Source organism: Pseudomonas sp. ANT_J12 (genome assembly GCF_008370045.1).
GTDB lineage: Bacteria > Pseudomonadota > Gammaproteobacteria > Pseudomonadales > Pseudomonadaceae > Aquipseudomonas.
The window spans coordinates 393,956-417,963 of record NZ_VOBN01000004.1 but is presented as its reverse complement, the minus strand read 5'-3'; the positions used below and the strand labels follow the sequence as shown (position 1 = coordinate 417,963).

The 24,008-nt window shown below is 60.9% G+C and carries 17 protein-coding genes and 5 tRNA genes; 15 read left to right on the top strand and 7 right to left on the bottom strand.

What is annotated here, in order from left to right; translation table 11 throughout:
* The first annotated feature begins 205 nt into the window (after positions 1-205).
* Positions 206-1,723 carry a nucleobase:cation symporter-2 family protein gene (locus tag FQ192_RS12775; RefSeq protein WP_149658915.1) on the top strand — a complete coding sequence of 506 codons (1,518 nt, stop codon included), beginning with the start codon at positions 206-208 and terminating at the stop codon, positions 1,721-1,723.
* Positions 1,724-1,881: 158 nt separating this feature from the next.
* On the opposite strand, the gene FQ192_RS12770 is transcribed toward FQ192_RS12775, so the two are convergent.
* Positions 1,882-1,957 (bottom strand) — tRNA-Asn (locus FQ192_RS12770).
* A 227-nt stretch (positions 1,958-2,184) separates the two neighbouring features.
* Here FQ192_RS12770 and FQ192_RS12765 point away from each other — a divergent pair.
* Complete coding sequence (locus tag FQ192_RS12765) at positions 2,185-2,415, top strand: hypothetical protein (protein ID WP_033061947.1); 231 nt, start codon at positions 2,185-2,187, stop codon at positions 2,413-2,415.
* Here the strand turns inward: FQ192_RS12765 and FQ192_RS12760 are convergent.
* Together FQ192_RS12760 and FQ192_RS12755 are read right to left on the bottom strand one after the other, a co-directional pair.
* Positions 2,412-2,612 (bottom strand): hypothetical protein, encoded by a 201-nt coding sequence (locus tag FQ192_RS12760; protein ID WP_149658914.1) that lies wholly within the window; start codon positions 2,610-2,612, stop codon positions 2,412-2,414. The two genes, FQ192_RS12765 and FQ192_RS12760, sit on opposite strands and share 4 nt — an antisense overlap.
* 223 nt (positions 2,613-2,835) lie before the next feature.
* Positions 2,836-4,032, bottom strand: coding sequence for an amino acid aminotransferase (locus FQ192_RS12755; protein WP_149658913.1), 1,197 nt, complete (start codon positions 4,030-4,032; stop codon positions 2,836-2,838).
* A gap of 339 nt (positions 4,033-4,371) precedes the next feature.
* Between FQ192_RS12755 and uvrB the strand changes: the two genes are divergently transcribed.
* Entirely contained in the window at positions 4,372-6,387 is a 2,016-nt protein-coding gene (gene uvrB / locus FQ192_RS12750; protein WP_149658912.1) for an excinuclease ABC subunit UvrB, read from the top strand.
* 129 nt (positions 6,388-6,516) lie between these two features.
* Here the strand turns inward: uvrB and FQ192_RS12745 are convergent, their stop codons facing one another.
* Both FQ192_RS12745 and FQ192_RS12740 read right to left on the bottom strand, forming a co-directional pair.
* On the bottom strand, positions 6,517-8,007 hold the full coding sequence (locus FQ192_RS12745) for an MDR family MFS transporter (protein ID WP_178129108.1): 1,491 nt from the start codon (positions 8,005-8,007) through the stop codon (positions 6,517-6,519).
* Between the two features lie 49 nt (positions 8,008-8,056).
* On the bottom strand, positions 8,057-9,106 hold the full coding sequence (locus tag FQ192_RS12740) for an HlyD family secretion protein (protein ID WP_149658910.1): 1,050 nt from the start codon (positions 9,104-9,106) through the stop codon (positions 8,057-8,059).
* A gap of 218 nt (positions 9,107-9,324) precedes the next feature.
* On the opposite strand from FQ192_RS12740, the gene gltX reads away from it, so the two are divergent.
* The 12 genes from gltX (at position 9,325) to FQ192_RS12680 (ending at position 18,934) form a co-directional block, all read left to right on the top strand.
* Positions 9,325-10,806, top strand: coding sequence for a glutamate--tRNA ligase (gene gltX / locus FQ192_RS12735; protein WP_149658909.1), 1,482 nt, complete (start codon positions 9,325-9,327; stop codon positions 10,804-10,806).
* A 245-nt stretch (positions 10,807-11,051) separates the two neighbouring features.
* A tRNA-Ala gene (locus tag FQ192_RS12730) sits at positions 11,052-11,127 on the top strand.
* Between the two features lie 79 nt (positions 11,128-11,206).
* A tRNA-Glu gene (locus FQ192_RS12725) sits at positions 11,207-11,282 on the top strand.
* Between the two features lie 52 nt (positions 11,283-11,334).
* Positions 11,335-11,410, top strand: a tRNA-Ala gene (locus FQ192_RS12720).
* Positions 11,411-11,489: 79 nt separating this feature from the next.
* Positions 11,490-11,565: transfer RNA gene (locus tag FQ192_RS12715), tRNA-Glu, on the top strand.
* A 182-nt stretch (positions 11,566-11,747) separates the two neighbouring features.
* Positions 11,748-12,287: a TetR/AcrR family transcriptional regulator gene (locus FQ192_RS12710; protein ID WP_149658908.1), complete on the top strand. Its 540-nt coding sequence runs from the start codon at positions 11,748-11,750 to the stop codon at positions 12,285-12,287.
* 32 nt (positions 12,288-12,319) lie between these two features.
* On the top strand, positions 12,320-13,153 hold the full coding sequence (locus FQ192_RS12705) for an alpha/beta fold hydrolase (RefSeq protein WP_149658907.1): 834 nt from the start codon (positions 12,320-12,322) through the stop codon (positions 13,151-13,153).
* A gap of 48 nt (positions 13,154-13,201) precedes the next feature.
* A complete protein-coding gene (locus FQ192_RS12700; RefSeq protein ID WP_149658906.1) occupies positions 13,202-13,639 on the top strand; it encodes a thioesterase family protein in 438 nt (145 codons plus the stop codon).
* 204 nt (positions 13,640-13,843) lie between these two features.
* Positions 13,844-14,803 carry a tRNA-dihydrouridine synthase gene (locus FQ192_RS12695; protein ID WP_149658905.1) on the top strand — a complete coding sequence of 320 codons (960 nt, stop codon included), beginning with the start codon at positions 13,844-13,846 and terminating at the stop codon, positions 14,801-14,803.
* Between the two features lie 122 nt (positions 14,804-14,925).
* Complete coding sequence (locus FQ192_RS12690) at positions 14,926-15,372, top strand: Hsp20 family protein (protein WP_123403565.1); 447 nt, start codon at positions 14,926-14,928, stop codon at positions 15,370-15,372.
* Between the two features lie 188 nt (positions 15,373-15,560).
* Positions 15,561-16,259, top strand: a complete 699-nt coding sequence (locus tag FQ192_RS12685; RefSeq protein WP_149658904.1) for a DUF1266 domain-containing protein — start codon at positions 15,561-15,563, stop codon at positions 16,257-16,259.
* Positions 16,256-18,934: a DUF805 domain-containing protein gene (locus FQ192_RS12680; protein WP_149658903.1), complete on the top strand. Its 2,679-nt coding sequence runs from the start codon at positions 16,256-16,258 to the stop codon at positions 18,932-18,934. The genes FQ192_RS12685 and FQ192_RS12680 overlap by 4 nt, the downstream gene beginning before the upstream one ends.
* On the opposite strand, the gene FQ192_RS12675 is transcribed toward FQ192_RS12680, so the two are convergent.
* Together FQ192_RS12675 and FQ192_RS12670 are read right to left on the bottom strand one after the other, a co-directional pair.
* Positions 18,931-20,622, bottom strand: a complete 1,692-nt coding sequence (locus FQ192_RS12675) for a molecular chaperone HscC (protein WP_149658902.1) — start codon at positions 20,620-20,622, stop codon at positions 18,931-18,933. The two genes, FQ192_RS12680 and FQ192_RS12675, sit on opposite strands and share 4 nt — an antisense overlap.
* Before the next feature lie 72 nt (positions 20,623-20,694).
* The gene (locus FQ192_RS12670; RefSeq protein ID WP_149658901.1) at positions 20,695-23,973 is read right to left on the bottom strand and encodes a PAS domain S-box protein; all 3,279 of its coding nucleotides are present in this window, start codon (positions 23,971-23,973) and stop codon (positions 20,695-20,697) included.
* Positions 23,974-24,008: the final 35 nt, after the last annotated feature.

The following is a 24,008-nucleotide window of genomic DNA, read 5'->3' as shown; positions in this document are numbered from 1 at the left end:
CCATGAACGAAAAAGATTAGCGGGAGAAAGGAGGAGGGCCGGGATGGATGTATTGCAAGGTTTTAGAGGGATGGGATGCGCAGTGCGACGGTCTGGATGAACAGATGTCCATAATCTGACCGATCAGTTGTATACAACTCTATAGACATTTGTCCTGAGTCTTGCATACAGTGTGCGCATAACAAAAACCAGGGAACCCCCAACCATGAAAACGCCCCATGTTTCACACCAGCGGCCTGAAGACGAAAATCTCGGGATCGGCGCGAATATGGCTTACGGCCTGCAACACGTTCTGACCATGTACGGCGGCATCGTCGCGGTGCCCTTGATCATCGGCCAGGCGGCCGGGCTCTCGCCGGCGGACATCGGTTTGTTGATTGCTGCTTCATTGTTTGCGGGGGGCTTGGCGACATTGCTGCAGACCCTCGGGTTACCGTTTTTCGGTTGTCAGTTGCCGCTGGTGCAGGGCGTGTCGTTTTCCGGCGTCGCGACCATGGTGGCGATTGTCAGCAGCGGCGGGGAGGGTGGCTTCCAGTCGATCCTGGGGGCGGTGATTGCCGCGTCGTTGATCGGGTTGCTGATCACCCCGGTGTTTTCGCGAATCACCAAATTCTTCCCGCCGCTGGTCACCGGCATCGTCATCACCACCATCGGCCTGACGCTGATGCCAGTGGCTGCGCGCTGGGCCATGGGCGGCAACAGCCATGCCCCGGACTTCGGCAGCATGGCCAATATCGGTCTGGCGGCCGTGACCCTGGTGCTGGTGCTACTGCTGAGCAAGATTGGCAGCGCGACCATTTCCCGCCTGTCGATCCTGCTGGCCATGGTCATCGGCACAGTGATCGCGGTGTTCCTCGGCATGGCGGACTTCTCCTCCGTGACCCAAGGCCCGATGTTCGGCTTCCCGACCCCGTTCCACTTCGGCATGCCGACCTTCCACTTCGCTGCGATCCTGTCCATGTGCATCGTGATCATGGTGACCCTGGTGGAGACCTCGGCGGACATCCTGGCGGTGGGCGAAATCATTGGCACCAAGGTCGATTCCAAACGCCTGGGCAATGGCCTGCGGGCTGACATGCTGTCGAGCATGATCGCGCCGATCTTCGGTTCCTTCACCCAAAGTGCTTTCGCCCAGAACGTCGGGCTGGTGGCGGTGACCGGGATCAAAAGCCGCTTCGTGGTCGCCACCGGCGGCATCTTCCTGGTGATCCTCGGCCTGCTGCCGTTCATGGGCCGGGTGATTGCGGCGGTGCCGACGTCAGTCCTTGGCGGCGCCGGCATCGTGCTGTTCGGCACCGTGGCGGCCAGCGGCATTCGTACGCTGTCCAAGGTCGACTACCGCAACAACGTCAACCTGATCATCGTCGCCACCTCCATCGGCTTCGGCATGATCCCCATCGCCGCACCGAACTTCTACGACCACTTCCCGAGCTGGTTCGCGACGATCTTCCACTCCGGCATCAGCTCCTCGGCGATCATGGCCATCGTCCTGAACCTGACCTTCAACCACTTCACCACCGGCAACTCGGATCAACAGTCGGTGTTCGCGGCCGGCACCGAACGCGTCCTGCGCTACCAGGACCTGGCGGCATTGCGCGAAGGCGATTACTTCAGCGAAGGCAAACTGCATGACTGCGACGGCAAGGAGATCCCGGTGGTCGAGGCGGAGCATGGGCATGCAGAGCCGCGGGCGGCACATGCGAAAAGTGGGGAACATGTTTGACGTTAGTCGTTCGCTAAAAGGGCTGTAGATCAAAAGATCGCAGCCTTCGGCAGCTCGCGCCTGTGGGCGCTGCCGAAGGCTGCGATCTTTTGACTTTATGGCCACCCACAAAAAAGCCCCTGAACCTTTCGATTCAGGGGCTTTTCGGTACTTCTGTCTGGCTCCACGACCTGGACTCGAACCAGGGACCCAGTGATTAACAGTCACTTGCTCTACCAACTGAGCTATCGCGGAATGGCGTGTATGTTACTGATTCAAAAAGAGAAGTCAAGCATCCATTGCTAACTTGACGGATTCTATGGCGCCAACGGTGTTTTAACGCTCATTGGCGGTTACCAGAACCGTAGCAGAGGTCTACCATAGCCGCCCGGAAGTGGTGACACGCGCTACCGGCCATTCGCCGAAAAGGTAAGCGCCATGAATCATCCAGTACTCACATCGCCAAACAACGGGGTGTTCGCATGAGCATCGCCCAGATCAGCTTGCCCAAGGGTGTCGGCCCTCACGCCGAGAAACTGTTCGACGCGATCACTCAGGCCAGCACCGCTGACGAATTGAACCGTGCCGGTGGCAAGGCTGAAGGTTTCGTCCTGGGGCTGGAAAGCGCCAAGGCGATCAAGAGCCAGGTCGCCGAGTCGCTTTACGTCGCCTATGACGACGCCGCCAGCCAGCGCGCGACCGAACTGGCTTAACCGCCGAAGGTAAAGGTGCCGAGCATCAGCTTGGCATACAGCACTGTAGCGCCCAGTTGCACCAGCCACAGGGCCAGGCCGCCGAGAAACACACCGGCCGCCACTTGCAGCACCAGGTTGTTGCCGCGTTTGGCCGGGGTGCGGGGCACGAAATGGTCCAGCTCGTCCCGGTCAGCGCGTAGGTCATCGTTTTTCATGTGGGTTCTCGTCAGAATTCCAGGGTGTGCCTAAACCCTGTAGGAGCGAGGCTTGCCCGCGAAGCTTTTAGCGCCAGTGATGACGCCTTCGCGGGCAAGCCTCGCTCCTACAAGTGCATAATTGTGTGCAGTTTAGAGGGCGTAGATAGCGCTTTGACACTTATCTGCGACAAATAAAAAACGGGAAGCCCATCGGCTTCCCGTTTTTCGTACCGCGCGAGACTCAGATCACCGCGACGATGGCCTTGGTCACCGCATCGATGTTGCTCTGGTTCAGTGCAGCCACGCAGATGCGGCCGGTGTCCAGGGCGTAGATACCGAACTCGCTGCGCAGACGGGTGACTTGCTCAACCGTCAGGCCGGAGTAGGAGAACATGCCGCGCTGGCGGCCGACAAAGCTGAAGTCGCGTTGTGGCGCTTGCTTGGCCAATGCTTCGACCATCTGCACGCGCATGCCGCGAATCCGCAGGCGCATTTCGGCCAATTCCTCTTCCCACTGGGCGCGCAGGACCGGGCTGTTCAGCACGGCGGCGACGATGCTTGCACCGTGGGTCGGCGGGTTGGAGTAGTTGGTGCGGATCACGCGTTTGACTTGCGACAGCACGCGCGCGCTTTCTTCTTTCGATTCGCTGACGATCGACAGGGCGCCCACGCGCTCGCCGTACAGCGAGAACGATTTGGAGAACGAGCTGGAGACGAAGAAGGTCAGGCCCGACTCCGCGAACAGACGCACAGCCGCTGCGTCTTCGTCGATACCGTCGCCAAAGCCCTGGTAGGCCATGTCGAGGAACGGCACGTGACCCTTGGCTTTCACCACGTCCAGCACGTTGTTCCAGTCCGCCGGGCTCAGGTCGACGCCGGTCGGGTTGTGGCAGCAGGCGTGCAGCACAACGATCGAGCCGTTCGGCAGGGCGTTCAGGTCTTCGAGCAGGCCGGCGCGGTTAACGTCGTGGGTCACGGCGTCGTAGTAGCGATAGTTCTGCACCGGGAAACCGGCGGTTTCGAACAATGCGCGGTGGTTTTCCCAGCTCGGGTCGCTGATCGCCACGACAGCGTTCGGCAGCAGTTGCTTGAGGAAGTCGGCACCGATTTTCAGTGCGCCAGTACCGCCAACGGCTTGAGTGGTGAGCACACGGCCGGAAGCGATCAGCGGCGAGTCATTGCCGAACAGCAGTTTTTGCACGGCCTGGTCGTAGGCGGCAATACCGTCGATGGGCAAGTAGCCACGGGAAGCGTGTTGAGCGACGCGAATCGTCTCGGCTTCGACAACGGCGCGCAGGAGTGGAATTCGCCCCTCCTCGTTGCAGTAAACACCGACCCCCAGGTTGACCTTGTTGGTACGGGTATCGGCGTTGAATGCTTCGTTGAGGCCCAGGATTGGATCGCGTGGTGCCATTTCGACAGCGGAGAACAGGCTCATTTTTGCGGCGGCTCTGAATGGAGTGTGGAGGGACGTGTCGCGCTCCAGCCGAATGCACTAGAGCGGTGCACAAACGGGGAGCTAGTATAGAGGCCATCTGCGATGGCTGGCGACAGACGATTCGGCTTTTACCGTAAGTTTTTCCGATTATTTTTCGACCGTTAGTCGATTGGCATCGTCAAAGACTTCGAGGGATGTAGGACGTTTGCCTTGAAAGCGCGGGCAATCGGCTCCACATTGAGCACAATCCAGTTTTTTCCTCGGGCGACGTACGTCGTTTGCGGTCTTTCTCGTTGCTGCGCGGTTTAACCGTACAGGCGCGAACCCAGAGGTTTTTTCATGTCTGAATTCCAGCTAGTCACCCGCTTCGAGCCCGCCGGCGATCAGCCGGAAGCCATCCGCCTGATGGTCGAGGGCATCGAAGCCGGGCTGGCGCACCAGACGTTGCTCGGTGTGACCGGCTCGGGCAAGACCTTCAGCATCGCCAACGTAATCGCCCAGGTGCAGCGCCCGACCCTGGTGCTGGCGCCGAACAAGACCCTGGCCGCGCAGTTGTACGGCGAGTTCAAGGCGTTCTTCCCCAACAACGCCGTCGAATACTTCGTTTCCTACTACGATTACTACCAGCCCGAAGCCTATGTGCCGTCGTCGGACACCTTCATCGAGAAGGATGCGTCGATCAACGACCACATCGAACAGATGCGACTCTCGGCGACCAAAGCGCTGCTGGAGCGCAAGGACGCCATCATCGTCACCACGGTGTCCTGCATCTACGGTCTGGGCAGCCCGGAAACCTACCTGAAAATGGTCTTGCACGTGGATCGCGGCGACAAGCTCGATCAGCGTGCATTACTGCGCCGACTCGCCGATCTGCAATACACCCGCAACGACATGGATTTCGCCCGGGCGACCTTCCGGGTGCGCGGCGATGTGATCGATATCCACCCGGCGGAATCCGATTTCGAAGCGATCCGCATTGAGCTGTTCGACGATGAAGTGGAGAAGATTTCCGCCTTCGACCCGTTGACCGGCGAAGTCACCCGGCAATTGCCGCGCTTCACCTTCTATCCTAAAAGCCACTACGTGACGCCACGGGAAACCCTGCTCGGCGCCATCGAAGGGATCAAGGTCGAGCTTCAGGAGCGCCTGGACTACCTGCGCACCAACAACAAACTGGTGGAAGCCCAGCGTCTGGAGCAGCGCACCCGGTTTGACCTGGAGATGATCCTTGAGCTGGGTTACTGCAACGGCATCGAAAACTACTCGCGCTACCTGTCGGGTCGTGAATCCGGCCAGGCGCCACCGACCTTGTTCGACTACCTGCCGGCCGACGCCTTGCTGGTGATCGACGAATCCCACGTCAGCGTGCCGCAGGTCGGCGCGATGTATAAGGGCGACCGCTCGCGTAAAGAAACCCTGGTGGAATACGGTTTCCGCCTGCCGTCGGCGCTGGATAACCGGCCGATGCGTTTCGACGAGTTCGAAAACATCAGCCCGCAAACGATTTTTGTCTCGGCCACGCCGGGTAACTACGAGGCCGAACACGCCGGTCGCGTGGTCGAGCAACTGGTGCGCCCGACCGGTCTGGTGGACCCGCAAATCGAAATCCGTCCGGCGCTGACCCAGGTCGACGATTTGCTTTCGGAAATCGGCAAACGTGTGGCGCTGGAAGAGCGGGTGCTGGTGACCACGCTGACCAAGCGCATGTCCGAAGACTTGACCGATTACCTGGCCGACCACGGCGTGCGCGTGCGTTATCTGCACTCGGACATCGACACCGTGGAACGGGTGGAAATCATCCGCGACCTGCGCCTCGGCACCTTCGATGTGCTGGTGGGGATCAACCTGCTGCGTGAAGGCCTGGACATGCCGGAAGTGTCGCTGGTGGCGATTCTCGATGCGGACAAGGAAGGCTTCCTGCGTTCCGAGCGCTCGCTGATCCAGACCATTGGCCGAGCAGCGCGCAACCTCAATGGTCGGGCGATTTTGTACGCCGACCGCATCACCGGTTCCATGGAGCGGGCGATCGGCGAGACCGATCGTCGTCGCGACAAGCAAATCGCTTTCAACCTGGCCAATGGCATCACGCCCAAAGGTGTGTTCAAGGACGTCGCCGACATCATGGAAGGCGCCACCGTGCCGGGTTCGCGCAGCAAGAAGCGCAAAGGCATGGCCAAGGCCGCCGAGGAAAGCGCCAAGTACGAAGCCGAATTGCGCTCGCCGGGTGAAATCGCCAAGCGCATCAAGGCGCTGGAAGAGAAGATGTATGCGTTGGCTCGCGACCTGGAGTTTGAAGCCGCGGCGCAGATGCGCGATGAGATTGGCAAATTGCGGGATCGGTTGATCACCGTCTGAGATTAGCGGCGCCCGTTAGGGCGTCTTCGCGGGCAAGCCTCGCTCCTACAGGATTTGTGTCGTTCACCGCAAACCCGTAGGAGCGAGGCTTGCCCGCGAAGGCGTCCGTATGAGCGCCGCGAAATTCAGCTAGTGCGCCTCCCCAGCCTTCAACCCCGCCGGCAACGCCTTGGTCAACAACACCGCCAACATGCTGATCCCCAGCGCAATCCCGACAAAGTGAAACGCATCGTTGTAGGCCATGATCGAGGCCTGCTGATGCACGATTTCACTCATCTTGCCCAGCGCCGCCGTATCACTGCCAAACCGGTCCGCCATCGACGCCATGCGCTCGGCGACCTGCGGGTTGGTCGGCACAATCGACTCGCGCAAATAATCAAAATAAGTCTTGGTCCGCGCATCCAGTAACGTGGCGAGGAGGGCGATGCCAATCGCGCCGCCGAGGTTGCGCAGGATGTTGAACAGGCTCGATGCCGACCCCGCGTCCTGGGGCAGGATGTACGCGGTGGCGATCAGCGAGATGGTCACCATGATCAGCGGCTGGCCCAGGGCGCGGATAATCTGGATCTGATTGAATTGCGGTCCGGCGAAGTCCGGGTTCAGCACCCCCGAGGAAAAACTCGCCAGGCCAAACAGCCCGAAACCAATGGTGCACAGCCATTTCGGCGGGATGAACTTCATCAGCTTTGGCACCAGTGGAATCAGGAACAGCTGCGGCACGCCCATCCACATGATCACTTCGCCGATCTGCAGGGCGTTGTAGTTCTGGATTTGTGCAAGGTACAGCGGCAACAGATAGATCGAGCCGTACAACCCGACGCCCATGCCCAGGCTGGAAATACTCGACAGCCCAAAGTTGCGGTTGCCGAGGATGCGCAGGTTGATCAGCGGGTTGGGCTTGGAGAATTGCACGATCACAAAGGTGATCAGGCTCAACAGCGCGATGCTGCCCAGGCTTACGATCAGGTTCGATTCCAGCCAGTCCTTGCGATGGCCTTCTTCAAGAAACACCTGCAAGCAACCGAGGCCGACACCGAGGGTGAGGATGCCGGTGTAGTCGGTGCTTTTAAGCAGCTCCCAATGGGCTTCTTTCTTCTCCAGGCCATACATCAGGCCGGCGATCATGATCAGGCCGGGCGGAATGTTGATGTAGAAAATGTACTCCCAGCCCCAGTTCTCCGTGAGCCAGCCGCCGATGGTCGGGCCGATCGAGGGCGCAAACGTGGCGGTCATGGCGAACATGGCCATGCCTTTGGCGCGGTGGTGTTCCGGGAGTTTGATCAGCGTCAGGGTGAACGCCAGCGGGATCAGCGCGCCGCCGGTGAAGCCCTGCAGGGCGCGGAAGATGATCATGCTCTCCAGGCTCCAGGCCATCGAGCACAGCAGCGAGGCACCGAGAAAACCCAGCGACACCCACACCGCCAGGCGTCGCGCCGACAGCAGCTGCACCAGCCATGCGGTCAGCGGGATCATGATGATTTCGGCCACTAGGTACGAGGTGGAAATCCACGAGCCTTCTTCCAGGGTCGCCGACAGTGCGCCCTGAATATCCTTGAGCGAAGAGTTGGTGATCTGGATGTCGAGCACCGCCATGAAGGCGCCGAGCATCACGCTCATCACCGCAATCCAGTCCCGCCGGGTCGGCTCGCCGGCCGGGCGGAGCAGTTGATCACCGGCCATCGTCAGGGGCGTCTTTGATGTTCACTTTGACGGTGACCGACATCCCCGGGCGGATCTTGCCGTGCAGCGGATTGTCCGCAGCGAAGGTCAGTTTGACCGGAATCCGTTGTACGACTTTGGTGAAGTTGCCCGTGGCATTGTCCGGCGGCAGCAGGCTGAACTGCGCCCCGGAGGCGGCGAACAGGCTGTCGACCCGCGCCTCAATCGGCGTGTCGCTGTAGGCGTCAAACGTCAGTTCGGCTTTCTGCCCGGGCTGCATGTGGCCGATCTGGGTTTCCTTGAAATTGGCCTGAATCCAGATGTCCTGGTCCGGGACGATCGACAGCAGGTAGGCGCCGGCCTGCACGTACTGGCCGTTGCGCGCGGCGCGCTGGCCGATCAAGCCGCTGATGGGCGCGTGGATTTCGCTGCGGGTCAGGTTCAGTTGCGCCTGGGCCAGATCGGTCTTGGCGTTGGCGATCATCGCGTCGAGGCGCTTGATCTCGGCGCTCAACGCGTTGACTTGCTGGCGCTGACTTTGCGCATCGGCCTGGGCCTTGGTCACTTGCGAGCGGGCGATGTGGTTGTCGGCAGAGAGGGTGGTCACCCGTTCCTCCGAAACGTAACCGGGTTTGCGCAGCGCCTCGGCCCGGGACAGGTCGATTTGCGAGCGGCCGAGGCTGGCCTGGCTGGACACCACTTGCGCATCGCTGGCGGCGATCAGGCTGGCTTGCTGGGTCAGTTTGCTCTGGGCTTGCAGGCGCTCGGCTTCGCGGGTGGCGAGGGCGGCGTTGGCGCGGTCGACGGCGAGGTGGAAGTCATCGCCTTCGAGCTTGACCAGCAACTGGCCTTTTTCGACGTGCTGGTTGTCCTGCACCAGGACTTCGTCGATGCGCGCGCCCAATTGGCTGGAGACGCGAGTGATCTCGCCCTGGACATACGCGTTGTCGGTGCTTTCATAAAAGCGCCCCTTGAAAAACCAATGGGCAAAGAAGCCCCCGGCAATCAGCAGGACGATCAGCAGGAAAATGAACAGGCGACGCTTGAGTTGGGCAGGCATGGGGCAGACTGTAGTCGAGAATTGTAAGGAAAGTTATCAGCAGGCGAATCTGGCATACAGCCGATAAACGGTAAATGCCATCCGCTGATATTCGGCCATTCACCACGGTATACGGGCGTTGTAGACGCAACCTTGGCTTAAATGCCCTGCTGACTGGAGCCGGGCGGGTGTCGCCTGTTACCATTCGCCCTTTGTTTTATCTTCATTCGAGACTTGCCATGACCACCGTCCGCACGCGCATCGCGCCATCGCCTACCGGGGACCCCCACGTAGGTACCGCTTACATCGCATTGTTCAACTACTGCTTTGCCAAGCAGCACGGCGGTGAGTTCATCCTGCGGATCGAAGACACCGATCAATTGCGTTCGACCCGCGAGTCCGAACAGCAGATTTTCGACGCCCTGCGCTGGTTGGGCATCGACTGGAGCGAAGGCCCGGACGTCGGCGGCCCGCACGGTCCTTACCGTCAGAGCGAGCGCGGCGACATCTATCAGAAGTACTGCCAGCAACTGGTTGAAATGGGTCATGCCTTCCCGTGCTTCTGCACCGCCGAAGAGCTGGACCAGATGCGCGCCGAGCAAATGGCTCGCGGCGAAACCCCACGCTACGACGGCCGTGCGCTGTTGCTGTCCAAGGAAGAAGTGGCCCGTCGCCTGGCCGCTGGCGAACCCCACGTGATCCGCATGAAAGTGCCGAGCGAAGGCGTGTGCGTGGTGCCGGACATGCTGCGTGGCGATGTCGAGATCCCGTGGGATCGCATGGACATGCAAGTGTTGATGAAGACCGACGGCCTGCCGACGTACTTCCTGGCCAACGTGGTCGACGACCATTTGATGGGCATCACCCACGTCCTGCGCGGTGAAGAATGGCTGCCATCGGCGCCGAAACTGATCCTGCTGTACGAGTACTTCGGCTGGGAACAACCGCAGCTGTGCTACATGCCGCTGCTGCGTAACCCGGACAAGAGCAAGCTGTCCAAGCGCAAGAACCCGACCTCGGTGACGTTCTACGAGCGCATGGGCTTTATGCCGGAAGCGATGCTCAACTACCTGGGCCGCATGGGCTGGTCGATGCCGGACGAGCGCGAGAAGTTCTCGTTGCAGGAAATGGTCGACAACTTCGACCTGAGCCGCGTCTCCCTCGGTGGGCCGATTTTCGATATCGAGAAACTGTCGTGGCTCAACGGCCAGTGGCTGCGTGACTTGCCGGTGGAAGAGTTCGCTTCGCGCTTGCAGACCTGGGCGCTGAACCCTGAATACATGATGAAAATCGCCCCGCACGTGCAGGGCCGGGTTGAAACCTTCAGCCAGGTTGCGCCGCTGGCCGGGTTCTTCTTCGCCGGTGGCGTGAACCCGGACGCGAAACTGTTCGAATCCAAGAAGCTCTCGGGTGATCAGGTTCGTCAGTTGATGCAGTTGATCCTGTGGAAGCTGGAAAGCCTGCGTCAGTGGGAGAAGGACAGCATCACCGCAACGATTCAAGCGGTGGTCGAATCCCTGGAGTTGAAGCTGCGTGATGCCATGCCGCTGATGTTTGCCGCGATCACTGGCCAGGCCAGTTCGGTGTCGGTGCTCGATGCGATGGAAATCCTCGGCCCGGACCTGACCCGTTTCCGTCTGCGCCAGGCCCTCGACCTGCTCGGTGGCGTGTCGAAGAAGGAAAACAAGGAGTGGGAAAAACTGTTGGGCAATATCGCCTGAACAGCGTTTGATGCCGTGTAGGAGCTGCCGAAGGCTGCGATCTTTTGATCTCGCACTTCGGCGTTCCCCAAAAGATCGCAGGCTTCGCCAGCTCCTACGGGCCTGCGTTCTTTCCCAAGCCCCCGGTTTTTCGGGGGGAGGGCGGTAAGTGATTGTTATGTCGGCAAAAAACTTTGAAATATTTTAAAAATAAGTTTGACAGCCTTCCGATGCGCCATTAAGATTCGCCCCGTCCTCAGCGATGAGGGGCTATAGCTCAGCTGGGAGAGCGCTTGCATGGCATGCAAGAGGTCGACGGTTCGATCCCGTCTAGCTCCACCAATTTACACTTCAAGGTCTGGCCACACCGGCCTTGAAGCGATCAACACTCAGCGTTGATCAGTTGTATAGAAGGGTTTGCGTCCCCTTCGTCTAGTGGCCTAGGACACCGCCCTTTCACGGCGGTAACAGGGGTTCGAGTCCCCTAGGGGACGCCAGTTTTACAGAAGCAGTGTCGCAAGATGCTGCTCCGCCGCCAGGCGATAAATCGGGGCTATAGCTCAGCTGGGAGAGCGCTTGCATGGCATGCAAGAGGTCAACGGTTCGATCCCGTTTAGCTCCACCAATTTTACAGTTCAAGGTCTGGCCACACCGGCCTTGAATCGATCAGCGCTCAGCGCTGGTCAGTGTATAGAAGGGTTTGTGTCCCCTTCGTCTAGTGGCCTAGGACACCGCCCTTTCACGGCGGTAACAGGGGTTCGAGTCCCCTAGGGGACGCCACGATTACCCGCTCTGCGGGATTTATAAGGGTCATTCAATTATTGAATGGCCCTTTTGTTTGTCTGGCGTTTGGCCAATTCTCCTTTTTCTTCAAAACTGTTCTTCAGACCAGCGGTCACAGCCATGACTTGCGCAAATTTATTATGCGAATAATATTCTAGTCGTAATATTCGGAGGCAACGATGAACGATAAAAAAGCTCAAACCCGCGAACGCATCCTCAAGGCTGCCAGTGCAGCGCTGATCCAGCGCGGCCCGGCCGAGCCGAGTGTGGGCGAAGTGATGGGCGCGGCCGGTCTGACGGTCGGCGGCTTCTACGCACACTTTGAAAGCAAGGACGCGATGATGCTGGAAGCGTTCAAGCAGCTGCTCGGCCACCGCCGTGAGCTGATTGCCGACATGGATGTCGAGTTGACCGGTGAAGAGCGCCGCGCCTTGGTGGCGGCGTTTTACCTGTCGCGCAAACACCGTGATTCCTCAGGCTCGGCGTGCCCGATCCCGGCTTCGATCGGTGAGCTGGGGCGTCTGCCGGAAGAATTCCGTGTGGCGTTGAATGAGCATGTGGAACTGATGGTCGCGCAGTTGGCGGCCAGCCCGGAAGACACCGACAAAGCCTTGGCCGACATGGCCTTGATGGTCGGTGGTTTGGCCCTGGCCCGGGCGTTGGGGCCAGGCGAGTTGTCCGATCGATTGCTGCGCGCCGCCAAATCAGCGGTGCTATGACCTGAAGGCAAAATGGCCTGGGGAGTGGAGCGATGAGCACGTTAAAGTGGGTTCGTGGCGTTAATGGCACCTTGGGTTGGGTCGCACCGCACATGGTCGCGAGCAAAATGCGCCTGGCATTCATGACGCCGCGCACGTTCGCACCCCGTGACTGGGAGTTGCCGCTGCTGGCAAAATCCGAGCGCATCACCTTGCGCTTCGGCCTCTCGGCGTTGCGCTGGGGGCAGGGCCCGACGGTCTTGCTGATGCACGGTTGGGAAGGTCGGCCGACCCAGTTCGCCAGCCTGATCACCGCGCTGGTGGACGCCGGTTACACCGTCGTGGCGCTGGATGGCCCGGCCCACGGTCGCTCACCGGGTCGCGAGGCCAATGTGGTGCTGTTCGCCCGGGCCATGCTCGAAGCGGCAGCCGAATTGCCGCCACTGCAAGCGGTCATTGGCCACTCCATGGGCGGCGCCAGTGCCATGCTCGCCGTACAGTTGGGATTGCGCACTGAAACCCTGGTCACGATTGCTGCGCCGGCGCGGATTCTCGGCGTGCTGCGTGGGTTCGCCCGTTATGTGCGACTGCCGCCCAAAGCCCGTTCGGCGTTCATCCGTCAGGTCGAGAAAGACGTCGGCATGCGCGCGGCCACCCTGGATGTTGCGCACTATCAACTCGATATGCCGGGGCTGATCGTCCACGCCGAAGACGATTGCTATGTGCAAGCCAAAGAGTCCCAGCTGATCCACGAAGCCTGGTTCGACAGCCGTCTGCTGCGCCTGGAAGAGGGCGGCCATCAGCGTGTGCTCGCAGACCCTCGGGTGATTGATGGGGTGCTATCACTGCTGTCAGGGCGCAGCCTTCAAGCACGGCAATCGGCCTGAGCATCCGTTACACTGCGCCGGTCGAATTTATCTGACCGGGAGTGGGGCATGGGCTGGGATCGGGCAACGCCATTTATCATTGATCTGGAAGTCGGCGCCGAGGACATCGACGGGCTGGGCCACGCGAACAACGCGGTGTACGTGACCTGGCTCGAACGCTGCGCCTGGCGCCACTCGCAACGGCTCGGCCTGGACCTGGTCGAGTACCGTCGGCTGGATCGGGCGATGGCCGTGGTGCGCCACGAGATCGATTACCTCGCCGCCGCCTATGAAGGCGATGAGTTGCAATTGGCGACCTGGATCGTCGATTGGGACCAGCGCCTGAAAATGACCCGCCACTTCCAGCTCAAGCGCCCCAGCGACAACACCACGCTGCTGCGCGCCCAGACCACCTTCGTCTGCATCGAATTGTCCACCGGCAAGCCCAAACGCATGCCGGCGGAATTTATCGAAGGTTATGGCCCGGCGTTGCCAATCCCTTCGTAGGTTGTCTGGGCGGGCCTTTTCGCGGGCAAGCCTCGCTCCTACAGATGTGTGCCGTACGCCCAGTTTGCATACGCCGCAAAACCTGTAGGAGCAAGGCTTGCCCGCGAAGGCGTCATCACAATCGCCACCGCCCCGTCTGACGAAATACCTTCTACGCGCCGAAACCAGTAAACTGCCGCACGTTTTTCGTTGAGTGTGTTTTCCATGCAAATTGCTTTGGCGCCCATGGAGGGGTTGGTCGACAACATCCTGCGGGACGTGCTGACCCGCGTCGGCGGTATCGATTGGTGCGTGACCGAATTCATTCGGATCAACGATCAACTGCTCACGCCGGCCTATTACCACAAGTTTGGCCCTGAGCTTCTGACCGGTGCCCGCACCGCGTCCGGCGTACCGCTGCGCGTGCAGTTGCTCGGTTCCGATCCGGTGTGCCTGGCGGAAAACGCTGCGCTGGCCTGCGAGTTGGGTTCCGAAGTCATCGACCTGAACTTCGGCTGCCCGGCCAAGACCGTCAACAAGTCCCGTGGCGGCGCGGTGTTGCTCAAAGAACCTGAGCTGCTCAACCAGATCGTCGAAACTGTGCGTCGCGCGGTGCCTGCGCATATCCCGGTCACCGCCAAGATGCGCCTCGGTTTCGACAGCCCGGACGGCGCGCTGGTCTGCGCCACGGCCCTGGCCGAAGGCGGCGCGGCGCACATCGTGGTGCACGCGCGGACCAAAACCGACGGCTACAAACCGCCCGCCCACTGGGAATGGATTCCGCGGGTGCAGGACGTGGTCAAGGTGCCGGTATTCGCCAACGGCGACATCTGGAGTGTCGAAGACTGGCGCCGCTGCCGCGAGATCAGCGGTGTCGAAGACATCATGCTTGGTCGTGGCCTGGTGTCGCGCCCGGACCTGGCCCGGCAAATCGCCGCCGCGCGCGCCGGTGAAGAAGTGGTCGAGATGACCTGGGCCGAGCTGCTGCCGTTGATTCAGGACTTCTGGCTGCAGGCCAAGGCGCAGATGACGCCGCGCCAATCGCCGGGTCGCCTGAAGCAATGGCTGGCAATGCTGACTCGCAATTATCCGGAAGCGGTCGAGCTGTTTACCGTGCTGCGGCGTGAAACTGAGCTGGATCAGGTCTCCCGTTTATTGGGTCTGCAAGTCGCCGAAGCTGCCTGAAAAAAATCTGCAAAAAGTCTCTTGAAATGCAATCAGCGGTCCCTATCTAAGGGTTACGCGATGCCGAATCCGGGTCGCGGAGACAAAAAAACTTGCTGATATGTTTTCAGGAGATTTGAATCATGACGACGGCATTTTCCATGGCACCACTGTTCCGTTCCTCGGTAGGTTTCGATCGTTTCAACGACCTGTTCGAAACCGCCTTGCGCAACGAGCCAGGCAGCACCTATCCACCTTACAACGTGGAAAAACACGGCGATGACCAATACCGCATTGTTGTAGCGGCCGCCGGGTTCCAGGAAGAAGACCTGGAACTGCAAGTGGAAAAAGGTGTGCTGACCATCAGTGGCGGTAAACGTGACGCGACCGAAGACGTCACCTATCTGTACCAAGGCATCGCACAGCGTGCCTTCAAACTGTCTTTCCGTCTGGCGGACCATATCGAAATCAAGGCTGCCGGCCTGAGCAACGGTTTGTTGAGCATCGACCTGTTGCGGGTCATTCCGGAAGAGGCGAAAGCCAAACGCATCCCGATCAACGGGACGCAAAAACCAGCGCTGCAGCACTGAGTCATTCGAAGACACACATTCGTCTGAACAGGCTGTAACCCGCTGAATGAAGGCCCCGACCTGTCGGGGCCTTTTTGTGTCCGGGGAAAAAACAGCCCTGTAGGCTTTGCCGCCTTGCGACGGTTTCTCTACAATCCGCGCCAGTTTGCCGACTCCCATTCTGCCTGGTCGGCCCGGAGCTTTTTTTCATGGACGAGCTACAACAGCGCTGGCTGTGCGGTCTTTCCGCGCCAATGGTCGCCCTCAATCCGCGTGCCGGATACGACGAGCCCGCGTTCTATTCCGGCCCGGAATATATCGACCTGCAATGCAGCTGGGGCATTGATGACCGGCCGCAATTGTTGGGCATGCTCGAAAGAATGACCGATGACGGTCACGCCACACGCCTCAAAGAGGCGTATCGCTCATGGCAACGCTGTTTGCCCGGTGAGTGGCAGGCGTTGCTCCAGACCCTGGAACCCCGCGAGCGCATCTTGCATGAGTTTGCCAGCCGTACCTTCGAGGGCTGCGGCTCGGGGGGTATCCAGGCGTGGGATCTGGGGCGCATGGGGTTTCTGTTGCGGTGTGGCGTGCGCAACCAGTGGATCGATCTCGCCGAAAGTCTCTGGCTGCATTGGCGCCTGGCCGTCAGGGCGCAATATCACTACGACGACTGGTATTCCTATTTCAACGGATTTCTCACCGGTCGCGCCTTCTGGGGCTGCCTGAGCAGCAGCGACGATACCCTGGCTTACGAACTGGACCGACAAGGTGAGTTTTCGAGCAGTCTGCGTATCGCTCGCGGCCTGGGCCGGAACATGCCCGCTTTCCTGGCCGACTTGCCTTGGCATCTGGAGCTTGATCCGCCGCAGCGCCCGGCATCCTTAGGGGAGTTCGACTGGTCATGAGTTGCTGGATTCGTCTGGGCATAGAGCCCACCAAAGACCAGGCACTGATCCGGGATGCCTACCGCGCGCGTCTGCCGCAGCATCACCCGGAAAGTGATCCCGAAGGCTTCCAGGCATTGCGTGAAGCCTATGAAAGCGCCAACCGTTTCGCCCGGCAGGAAGAGGACGAAACGGAAGAGGAGGCTGGCGCCCCTGAGATGCCGCAAACCATCGTGGATTTCTACGCGCTGCTCGAAGACCCGGCGCGGCGTTTCAATCCGCAGGCCTGGCAAGCCTTCGTCAAAGCTTTGGATCTATTGCCGCTGGACGCCCTCGATGACCTCAGTTGGGGTCTGTTCCATCCATTGGCCAACGCCGGTCCGCTGTCCTACCGCTGCGCGAATCTGTTGGCGCAACGGCTGGCTTGGGAGCAGCAGTTGATGGAGCTGGAGTTCGACCAGGCGAAAGAAGTCGAAGCGTTCCTGCAACGCATCAAGGGCCCGGACCCGTTCGACACGACGCTGATGGACGATTGGCCCGAGCCTGCGCAGCTGGAAACCCTCTGGTATGCCCGCAGCCTCGACTACATCTTCCAGCATCGTCCTCTGCGTGAGTTCGTAGACTTTGCCAGCCACCACACCTGTTTGCCGCTGCCGGCCGATGACACATTTATCCAGCGCCTGCTGGTGCAGTTCACTCAGGCGGGTATCGGCGGTCCCGGTCTGCGGCAATGGTGCGTCGAACAGCAGGCACAAGCCCCGGACGATGCCGACTGGCTGTATTTATTGGCGTGCCAGAACAGCTTGGCGGGCCTGGAAGATCAGGCGTTGCCTGGCTGGATCCGGCTCTGGCAGGAACATCGCCACCCCAAGGCCGAAAGCCGTTTGCTGGAGCTGTGCGCCAAGCGTCAGCCGGACTTTGTGGCACTGCTGATCCAGGCTTTTGACCGTCTGGAGCATTTCCGCGACTGGCCTGTTGACCTCGCCGATGTCAGCCAAACCTATGGCAGCCCTTCACAACGTCCCGAGACGCTGGCGCGCTGGCTTGGGGTCGGGCAACTCGACCTGCAAGGCTTTACGGCCGCTTTTGTCGATTGGCGGATGACCGGGGATGAACTGCCGCTGCTGGCCTTGCTGCTGGGCGATGCTGCGGATTCCCGTCTGCAACAGCTGTACCGGCATGCCTGGGCGTTGCACCGTGGCGATGTGGGGTTGCTGCAACAGATACTCGATGAACCGCAGCCGCTCGACGCCCTCGAAAGCCTGGTGTTGAGCGGGTTCAAGTATCAGGCCGAACAGCAACTGTGCTGGCTGAATCAGGCGCCCATCCCGTTGGCGATGAAGGCCTTCCTCGGCAGCCGTTCGGTTCAGCCGCAATTGGCCGAAGAATTGAAAAAGGACGAACCGCACGACATTTGCCGCCTCTGGCTGTGCAGGCTGCGGCCTTACGATACGTCCGCTCTGGTGCGGATCGATCAGGCATTTGATCTGCAAGACGCGCAAGCGGACGTGGACCTGCGCGGTGTGAGCCTGCTGGCCCAGTTGGAACAGCGCGAAATGCTATTGCCGCCGATTGGCCAAGGCGAGGCGGTGTGGCAATGGCACGCGCAAACCATGTTCCTGCTGGCGTTGCTCGATCAGCCGGAACGTTGGCTGGCGTTGATCGATTCAAGCTGTCTGGAGCGGCTCGACGTCAACCCGGCGCATCCCCTGAGTCGGCTCCAACCGCTGCTACGGCGTTTGCAACGTGAGCAAGGCGGTTGCAGCGGTTTGCTGGGCTGGTTGCAAGCCAGCGATCCGGTGCATGGCTTGCTCGTGCAGAAGCTGTTCAATGTGCAACAGGCCCTCGACAGCGCGACGCTGCCGGGTAATGCGCAACTCTACACCTGCATCGAAAGTGATCCTGATGCCTGCGGCGAAGAGGTGTTGGGCCTGATGCTGCTCTGGGGCGTGCTGTACCAGGATCCGAGCCTGAACGCCGAGCAGCACCGCGCGCTGTTGCAATCCATCGCTGCCGTCAGTTGCGAAGATGACTGGTTCGAAGGGTTCCGCAATGGCTTGATCAAGGGCGAGCCGGTGTGGCCGCCTGAGAAAGTGTTGGAGGATTTCGGTGTCGAGAAACTGGTGGTTTATTCACTCCTCGATACGCTGAAAAGCCTGGTCCGTTATGGCGCGGCGGGCGTGCCGCGGACCAAGGTGCTGACAATCCTGCAGTACGGCAAGGACAACACCGAGAACAGCGTGGGCCTGCGCCTGGCGCTCACGGCCCTGTTGTCCTGGACCGAACGCGTGCTACTGGCCCACAGCGACACTCGCCCCGTGCCGGCCACGGCGTTCTGGCGCCTCGGTTCTCGACTGGGGCGCAAGGCGTTTATCTGGCAAGTGCTGGGGTGTGTGCTGATCACCCCGTACCTGGCGTTGATGAGCGGCACGGCGCTCTCTGGTTTTGGCGTGTTGCTGCTGGGCGCCGCGTTGTTGCTCGGCGCGATCCTGCGTCGACTGCATGACATGGGGCGCGGGATCCCCACACTGCTGATTTTTGGCTGCCTGTCGCCGGTGCTGCCGTTTATGCCGTTGCTGTTGTTCGGCTTTCCCGGCGACAAACTGCCCAACCGCTACGGCGTGCCGCCGGACAGCGGCGGTGCAGACACCTTGTCCGGCGGTTTGCAGATGGCTTTGCGGCGGCTTAACAACTAAAGGCGCAGTTCATCCAGGGCTTTATTGAGCTGTGAACGATGGCTGGCAATCTGCACCGATTGCTGGCCACCGAGCACGGCGGTAAAGGTATCCAGCCAATCGGCAATTTGCTCGCGCTCGTCCCCCAGGCTTTGCGCCCAGGCCCGCTCCAGGCGTGCCAGCAACGTGCGGTTGGGCAGGGCGTCGCGCGGGTGGATTTTCAGGGCGCTGAGCCGTTCATGGCTGTTTTGCCGCGACTGCGGGTCGAGGCCGGTGGGGCTGCGGTCGATGCTGTGGCTGTGGCGTTCGCCGCTGGCCAGCAGCGTGACGTCGACTTCGAGCAAGCCGTTGATGTCGTAGCTGAAGCGCACATCCAGGGCCTGGGTCTGCTCGCTGGGTGTCAGCGCGACGTCGAAGGCATCGATGTAAATATTGTCCCGCACCCACGGCCGCTCGCCCTGATAGACCTCAATGCGGATCTGGGTTTGCTGGGGATGAGTCGTGTAGAAACGCTTGACCCTGGACGTCGGGATCACCGTATTGCGCTCGATGATCGGCGAGAAAGCGCCGCTGACGTCTTCACCGCGATTGGTCGAGATGCCCAGGGTGTAGGGGCAGACGTCGGTCAGGATCAGTTCTTCGATGGCGCTGTCGCGAGCCTTGCACGCGGCCTGGGTGGCGGCGCCCAGCGCGACAATCGTGTCCGGGTCGAGATGACGATAGGGCAGGCGCCCGAACAGCGTGGCGACCATTTGCTGCACGGCCGGCATCCGCGTGGCGCCGCCGACCATCACCAGGCTGTCGAGGTCCCGGGGCTTGAGCCGCGCATCGCGCAGCGCTTGCTCGATGGGCGCGCGTAACCGGGCCAGCAGTGGCTCCCAGATTTTCAACGCCCCGGCTTCATCCAGCGACCATTCGCGCAATGCGCCAGCGCCGTTCCAGCTCAGGTGCTGAGTGCCTTCGTTGAGATTGCATTTGAGTTGTTCCAGGGCATCGCCGAGGCTGGCCAGGCCTTGGCCATCGAGCATGGACGGGGTGAGTTGCCAGTCTTTCAGGCAGGCCTGCAACAACGCCGCCGTGAAGTCTTCGCCACCGAGGAAGTTGTCGCCGGTGGAGGCATGTACCTCGATCAACGGCAGGGCGTATTCCAGCACCGTGACGTCGAAGGTGCCGCCGCCCAGGTCGAAAATCAGCGTGCGCTCGAACTTCTGCTCATGCAGCCCGTACGCCATGGCGGCGGCAGTCGGTTCGTTGATCAGCCGCGACACTGTCAGGCCGGCCAATTCGGCGGCAAACAGCGTGCGCTTGCGTTGCTCGTCGCTGAAATACGCCGGTACCGAAATCACCGCCTCGCGCACCGGGTGGCCGAGCCAGGCTTCGGCGTCTTGCTTGAGCGAACCGATCACCAGCGCCGACAGTTCTTCCGGGCTGAACGGGCGCCCGCCCAGTTCAAATTGCTTGTCGCTGCCCATGAAACGCTTGAACGCCGCCACCGTACGTTCCGGGTGGGTGGTCAGGCGCGCGCGGGCAGCCTTGCCCACCAGAATGCTGTCGTCTTCATCGAGGCTGACCACGGACGGGGTGAGGACATCGCCGAGGGCGTTGGGAATCAACTGGGCCCGACCGTCCTGCCAGACGGCGATCAGGCTGTTGGTGGTCCCAAGGTCGATACCCAGCAAGGCCGGGCGGGGGAGGGTTGCATCCTGCATGGTTGATCTCTTTGAGGCGGCGCAAAAAACGCGACCCTACAGGCTGAGAGAAAAACTGGCAATTCCCGGGATTTATTTGAGCAACGTCTGAAACGCCTCCACCGGCAATGGCCGGCTGTGCAGGTAGCCTTGATACAAATGGCAACCCAATCCCTGCAGAAATTCCAGTTGATCCGGCGTCTCCACCCCTTCGGCAATCACTTCCAGTGCCAGGCTGCGGGCCATGGCGACGATGGCGCGGATGATTTCCGCGTCGTTGGGGTCGGTGGTCGCGTCGCGGATGAAGGACTGGTCGATTTTCAGCGTGTCCACCGGCAGGCGCTTGAGGTAGGTCAGCGATGAATAACCGGTGCCGAAGTCGTCCATGGCAAAGCTCACGCCGAGTTTTTTCAGGCGGCGCATTTTATTGATGGTGTCTTCCAGGTTCTGGATGACGATGCCTTCGGTGATTTCCAGTTTCAACAGCGAGCAGGGCAGGCCATGGCTGCTGAGGCTGCGCTCGATGCGTTCGACAAAGTCGTTCTGCCGGAATTGTCGCGGGCTGATGTTCACGCACAAGCTGAAGTTGAGCGGGTCGATCAGTTGTTTGGCGATCAGGTGCTTGAAGGCCGCGCAGGCTTCGTCGAGGATCCAGGTCCCGACCTCCAGAATCAGCCCGCTGTCTTCCAGCACCTTGATGAACTCGGTGGGCGATTGCGCACCGAGTTCCGGGTGGTTCCAGCGCACCAGGGCTTCGGCGCCGATGATGCGGTTGTCCTGGGCATCGACTTGCGGTTGGTAATGCACACTGAATTCGCCCCGGGACAGGGCCAGGCGCAGGTCGGTTTCCATGCGCAACCGTTCGCTGGCGGCCTTCTGCATGGTGTTGTGGTACATCTGCGTGGTGTTGCGCCCCGAATCCTTGGCGCGGTACAGGGCGATGTCTGCACGCTTGAGCAAATCGGTCGGGGTCGAGCCGTGATCGGGAATCAGCGCGATGCCAATGCTCGGCGTGACTTGCAGGCGCTGGCCGTCGAGGAACATCGGTTCCGAGAGCAATTCGCGCAGGGTGTCTGCCAGGTCCCGCACCTGCTCGCTGACCTCGCTGCGCGAACCTTCCAGGCCGCTGAGCAGCACCACGAACTCGTCACCGCCGAGCCGCGCCACGGTGTCTTCCATCCGCACACTGGCTTCGAGTCGCGCAGTGATGATCTTCAGCACCGTGTCGCCCACCGGGTGCCCGAGGGAGTCGTTGATGTGCTTGAAGTGGTCTAGGTCGAGGAACATCAAGGCGCCACGCAGGTTGTGGCGTTTGAGCAGGGCGATCTGCTGGCTCAGGCGATCCATCAGCAGTGCGCGGTTGGGCAGGTTGGTCAGCGGGTCGTGGTAGGCCAGATGCCGGATTTGCGCCTCGGCGTTCTTCAACAGGCTGACATCCCGGGCAGTCAGCAGCAGGCATGCGGTCTCGTTGAGGGTGATCGGTTCCACCGAGACTTCGACGGTGAGCAGATCCCCGCGTTTGTTGCGCCCGAGCATTTCCTGGTGGTGCACACGGCCCTTGATTTGCAGCTCCGCCAGCAGCGATGAGCGCTGTTTCTCTTCAGCCCAGATGCCGACCTGATACACGGTCTTGCCCACCACTTCATCGGCGCGGTAACCGGTCAGGCGGCAGAAACCGTCGTTGACCTCCAGATAACGCCCGGTGTCGCGCTCGGTGATGGTGATGGCGTCGGGGCTGGAGTGGAACGCCTTGGCGAATTTCTCTTCGCTGGCCTTGAGCGCCGCTTCCGAGCGTTGTTGCTGGGTGATGTCGCGCAGGGTGGTGACGATGCAGGGCTGCTCGCCGACGCTGATCTGGCGGCTGGAAATTACGCAGGTCAGGGATTGCCCGTCCTTGTGCTGGACGATGATCGCCACGTTGTTCAGGCCCTGTTCGCGGATCACCTGTTCAATGCGTTGCAAGCTCTTTGCCGACGCGTCCCACAGGCCGATTTCATCGGCGCTGCGGCCAATCACGTCGGCGGCGGTCCAGCCGAAAATCTGGGTGAAGCTGGAGTTGATCTCGATGAACTGGCCGCTATCCTGGCGCGTGACGCAGATCGGGTCCGGGCTGACCTGGAACAGCGTGGCGAATTTCTCCTCCGAGGCCACCAATAGCTGCTCGCGCTCGACCTGATCGGTGATGTCCAGCAAGGTGCCGGCCATCCGCAGCGGAACACCGTTTTCATCGCGATAGAGTCGGGCGCGGCTTTCCAGGAAGCGCGAACTGCCGTCGGGCAATTGCACGCGATACGTCAACTGATAATTGCCGGCCGGGCCTTCGCGCAGGCTGCGGTAGGCGTTGCGCATGCTGTCCCGTTCCTCGCCGGGCACGCCTTCGAAAAATTCATCGAAGGCTTCGTGAAACGGCTTGGGCTCCATGCCGTGCAACTGCGCCGCCCGCGCCGAGCCGTAGAGCATGCCGCTGGGAATGTGCCAGTCCCATGTGCCGAGTTGTGCCGAATCCAGGGCCAGGTCGAGGCGTTCCTGGCTGTCCTTGAGCGCATGTTCGGCGGCTTTGCGTTCGGTGGTGTCGAGGAAGGTGCTCAGCAAGTACGGTTGGCCTTCGAGCTCGACCTTTTGCGCGCTGAGGATGCCGTCGTGAACCTGGCCATTGCTGGCGCGAAACTGCACTTCCATGCTGATCAGTTCGCCCTTGGCCTTGGTCGCCTTGACCAGCACCGCCCGTTGCTCGGGATGTACCCACAGGCCCAGTTCCAGGGTGGTACGGCCAATCACGCTTTGCACCGGCCAGCCGAACAGGCTTTCGAAATATTGATTGGCCTCGCTGATCAGGCCATCTTCCTGGCGGGTCAGCAACACCATGTTCGGGCACAGGTGGAACAGCGTGGCGAAACGCTTTTCGGAGCTGCTCAGGGCTTGTTCGCGTTGGCGCTGGTGGGTGATTTCCCGGATCACCCCGATCATCCGCGGCCGACCGTGTTTGTCCGGCAACAGGCTGCCGTTGATCTCCAGCCAGTGCAGGCTGCCGTCGGGCCAGCGGATGCGGTGGTGCATCGCCTGTTCCAGCGGCGCGCCGGCAATCACCTGATGAAATGCGCGGATGGTTTTCGCCCGGTCTTCCGGGGGCAGCAGGTCGAGGTATTCCAGATCCGCCGGCAAAGGTTGCTTGGGATCGAAGCCGAACAGCGCCTGGGTGCCCCGGGACCAACTGATCTGCCCGCGTTCGATGTCCCAATACCAGGCGCCCAGGCGCGCACCGTTGAGCGCGGCCAGTAACTGCGGCGCGCTTTCCCAGCTCTGCTCGGACCGCTGCGGGTCAATGGCCTGAATACGCGGCATCGGCGGAATACGGTCAACAGATTTGGGCATTGGCAGCAGGCCTTGGGCTGAATGGGGCGTTAGGC

Coding starts and splice junctions, on each gene's coding strand:
- FQ192_RS12775 (WP_149658915.1), top strand. CDS start 206: ATGAAAACGCCCCATGTTTCACACCAGCGGCCTGAAGACGAAAATCTC.
- FQ192_RS12765 (WP_033061947.1), top strand. CDS start 2,185: ATGAGCATCGCCCAGATCAGCTTGCCCAAGGGTGTCGGCCCTCACGCC.
- FQ192_RS12760 (WP_149658914.1), bottom strand. CDS start 2,612: ATGAAAAACGATGACCTACGCGCTGACCGGGACGAGCTGGACCATTTC.
- FQ192_RS12755 (WP_149658913.1), bottom strand. CDS start 4,032: ATGAGCCTGTTCTCCGCTGTCGAAATGGCACCACGCGATCCAATCCTG.
- uvrB (WP_149658912.1), top strand. CDS start 4,372: ATGTCTGAATTCCAGCTAGTCACCCGCTTCGAGCCCGCCGGCGATCAG.
- FQ192_RS12740 (WP_149658910.1), bottom strand. CDS start 9,106: ATGCCTGCCCAACTCAAGCGTCGCCTGTTCATTTTCCTGCTGATCGTC.
- gltX (WP_149658909.1), top strand. CDS start 9,325: ATGACCACCGTCCGCACGCGCATCGCGCCATCGCCTACCGGGGACCCC.
- FQ192_RS12710 (WP_149658908.1), top strand. CDS start 11,748: ATGAACGATAAAAAAGCTCAAACCCGCGAACGCATCCTCAAGGCTGCC.
- FQ192_RS12705 (WP_149658907.1), top strand. CDS start 12,320: ATGAGCACGTTAAAGTGGGTTCGTGGCGTTAATGGCACCTTGGGTTGG.
- FQ192_RS12700 (WP_149658906.1), top strand. CDS start 13,202: ATGGGCTGGGATCGGGCAACGCCATTTATCATTGATCTGGAAGTCGGC.
- FQ192_RS12695 (WP_149658905.1), top strand. CDS start 13,844: ATGCAAATTGCTTTGGCGCCCATGGAGGGGTTGGTCGACAACATCCTG.
- FQ192_RS12690 (WP_123403565.1), top strand. CDS start 14,926: ATGACGACGGCATTTTCCATGGCACCACTGTTCCGTTCCTCGGTAGGT.
- FQ192_RS12685 (WP_149658904.1), top strand. CDS start 15,561: ATGGACGAGCTACAACAGCGCTGGCTGTGCGGTCTTTCCGCGCCAATG.
- FQ192_RS12680 (WP_149658903.1), top strand. CDS start 16,256: ATGAGTTGCTGGATTCGTCTGGGCATAGAGCCCACCAAAGACCAGGCA.
- FQ192_RS12675 (WP_149658902.1), bottom strand. CDS start 20,622: ATGCAGGATGCAACCCTCCCCCGCCCGGCCTTGCTGGGTATCGACCTT.
- FQ192_RS12670 (WP_149658901.1), bottom strand. CDS start 23,973: ATGCCCAAATCTGTTGACCGTATTCCGCCGATGCCGCGTATTCAGGCC.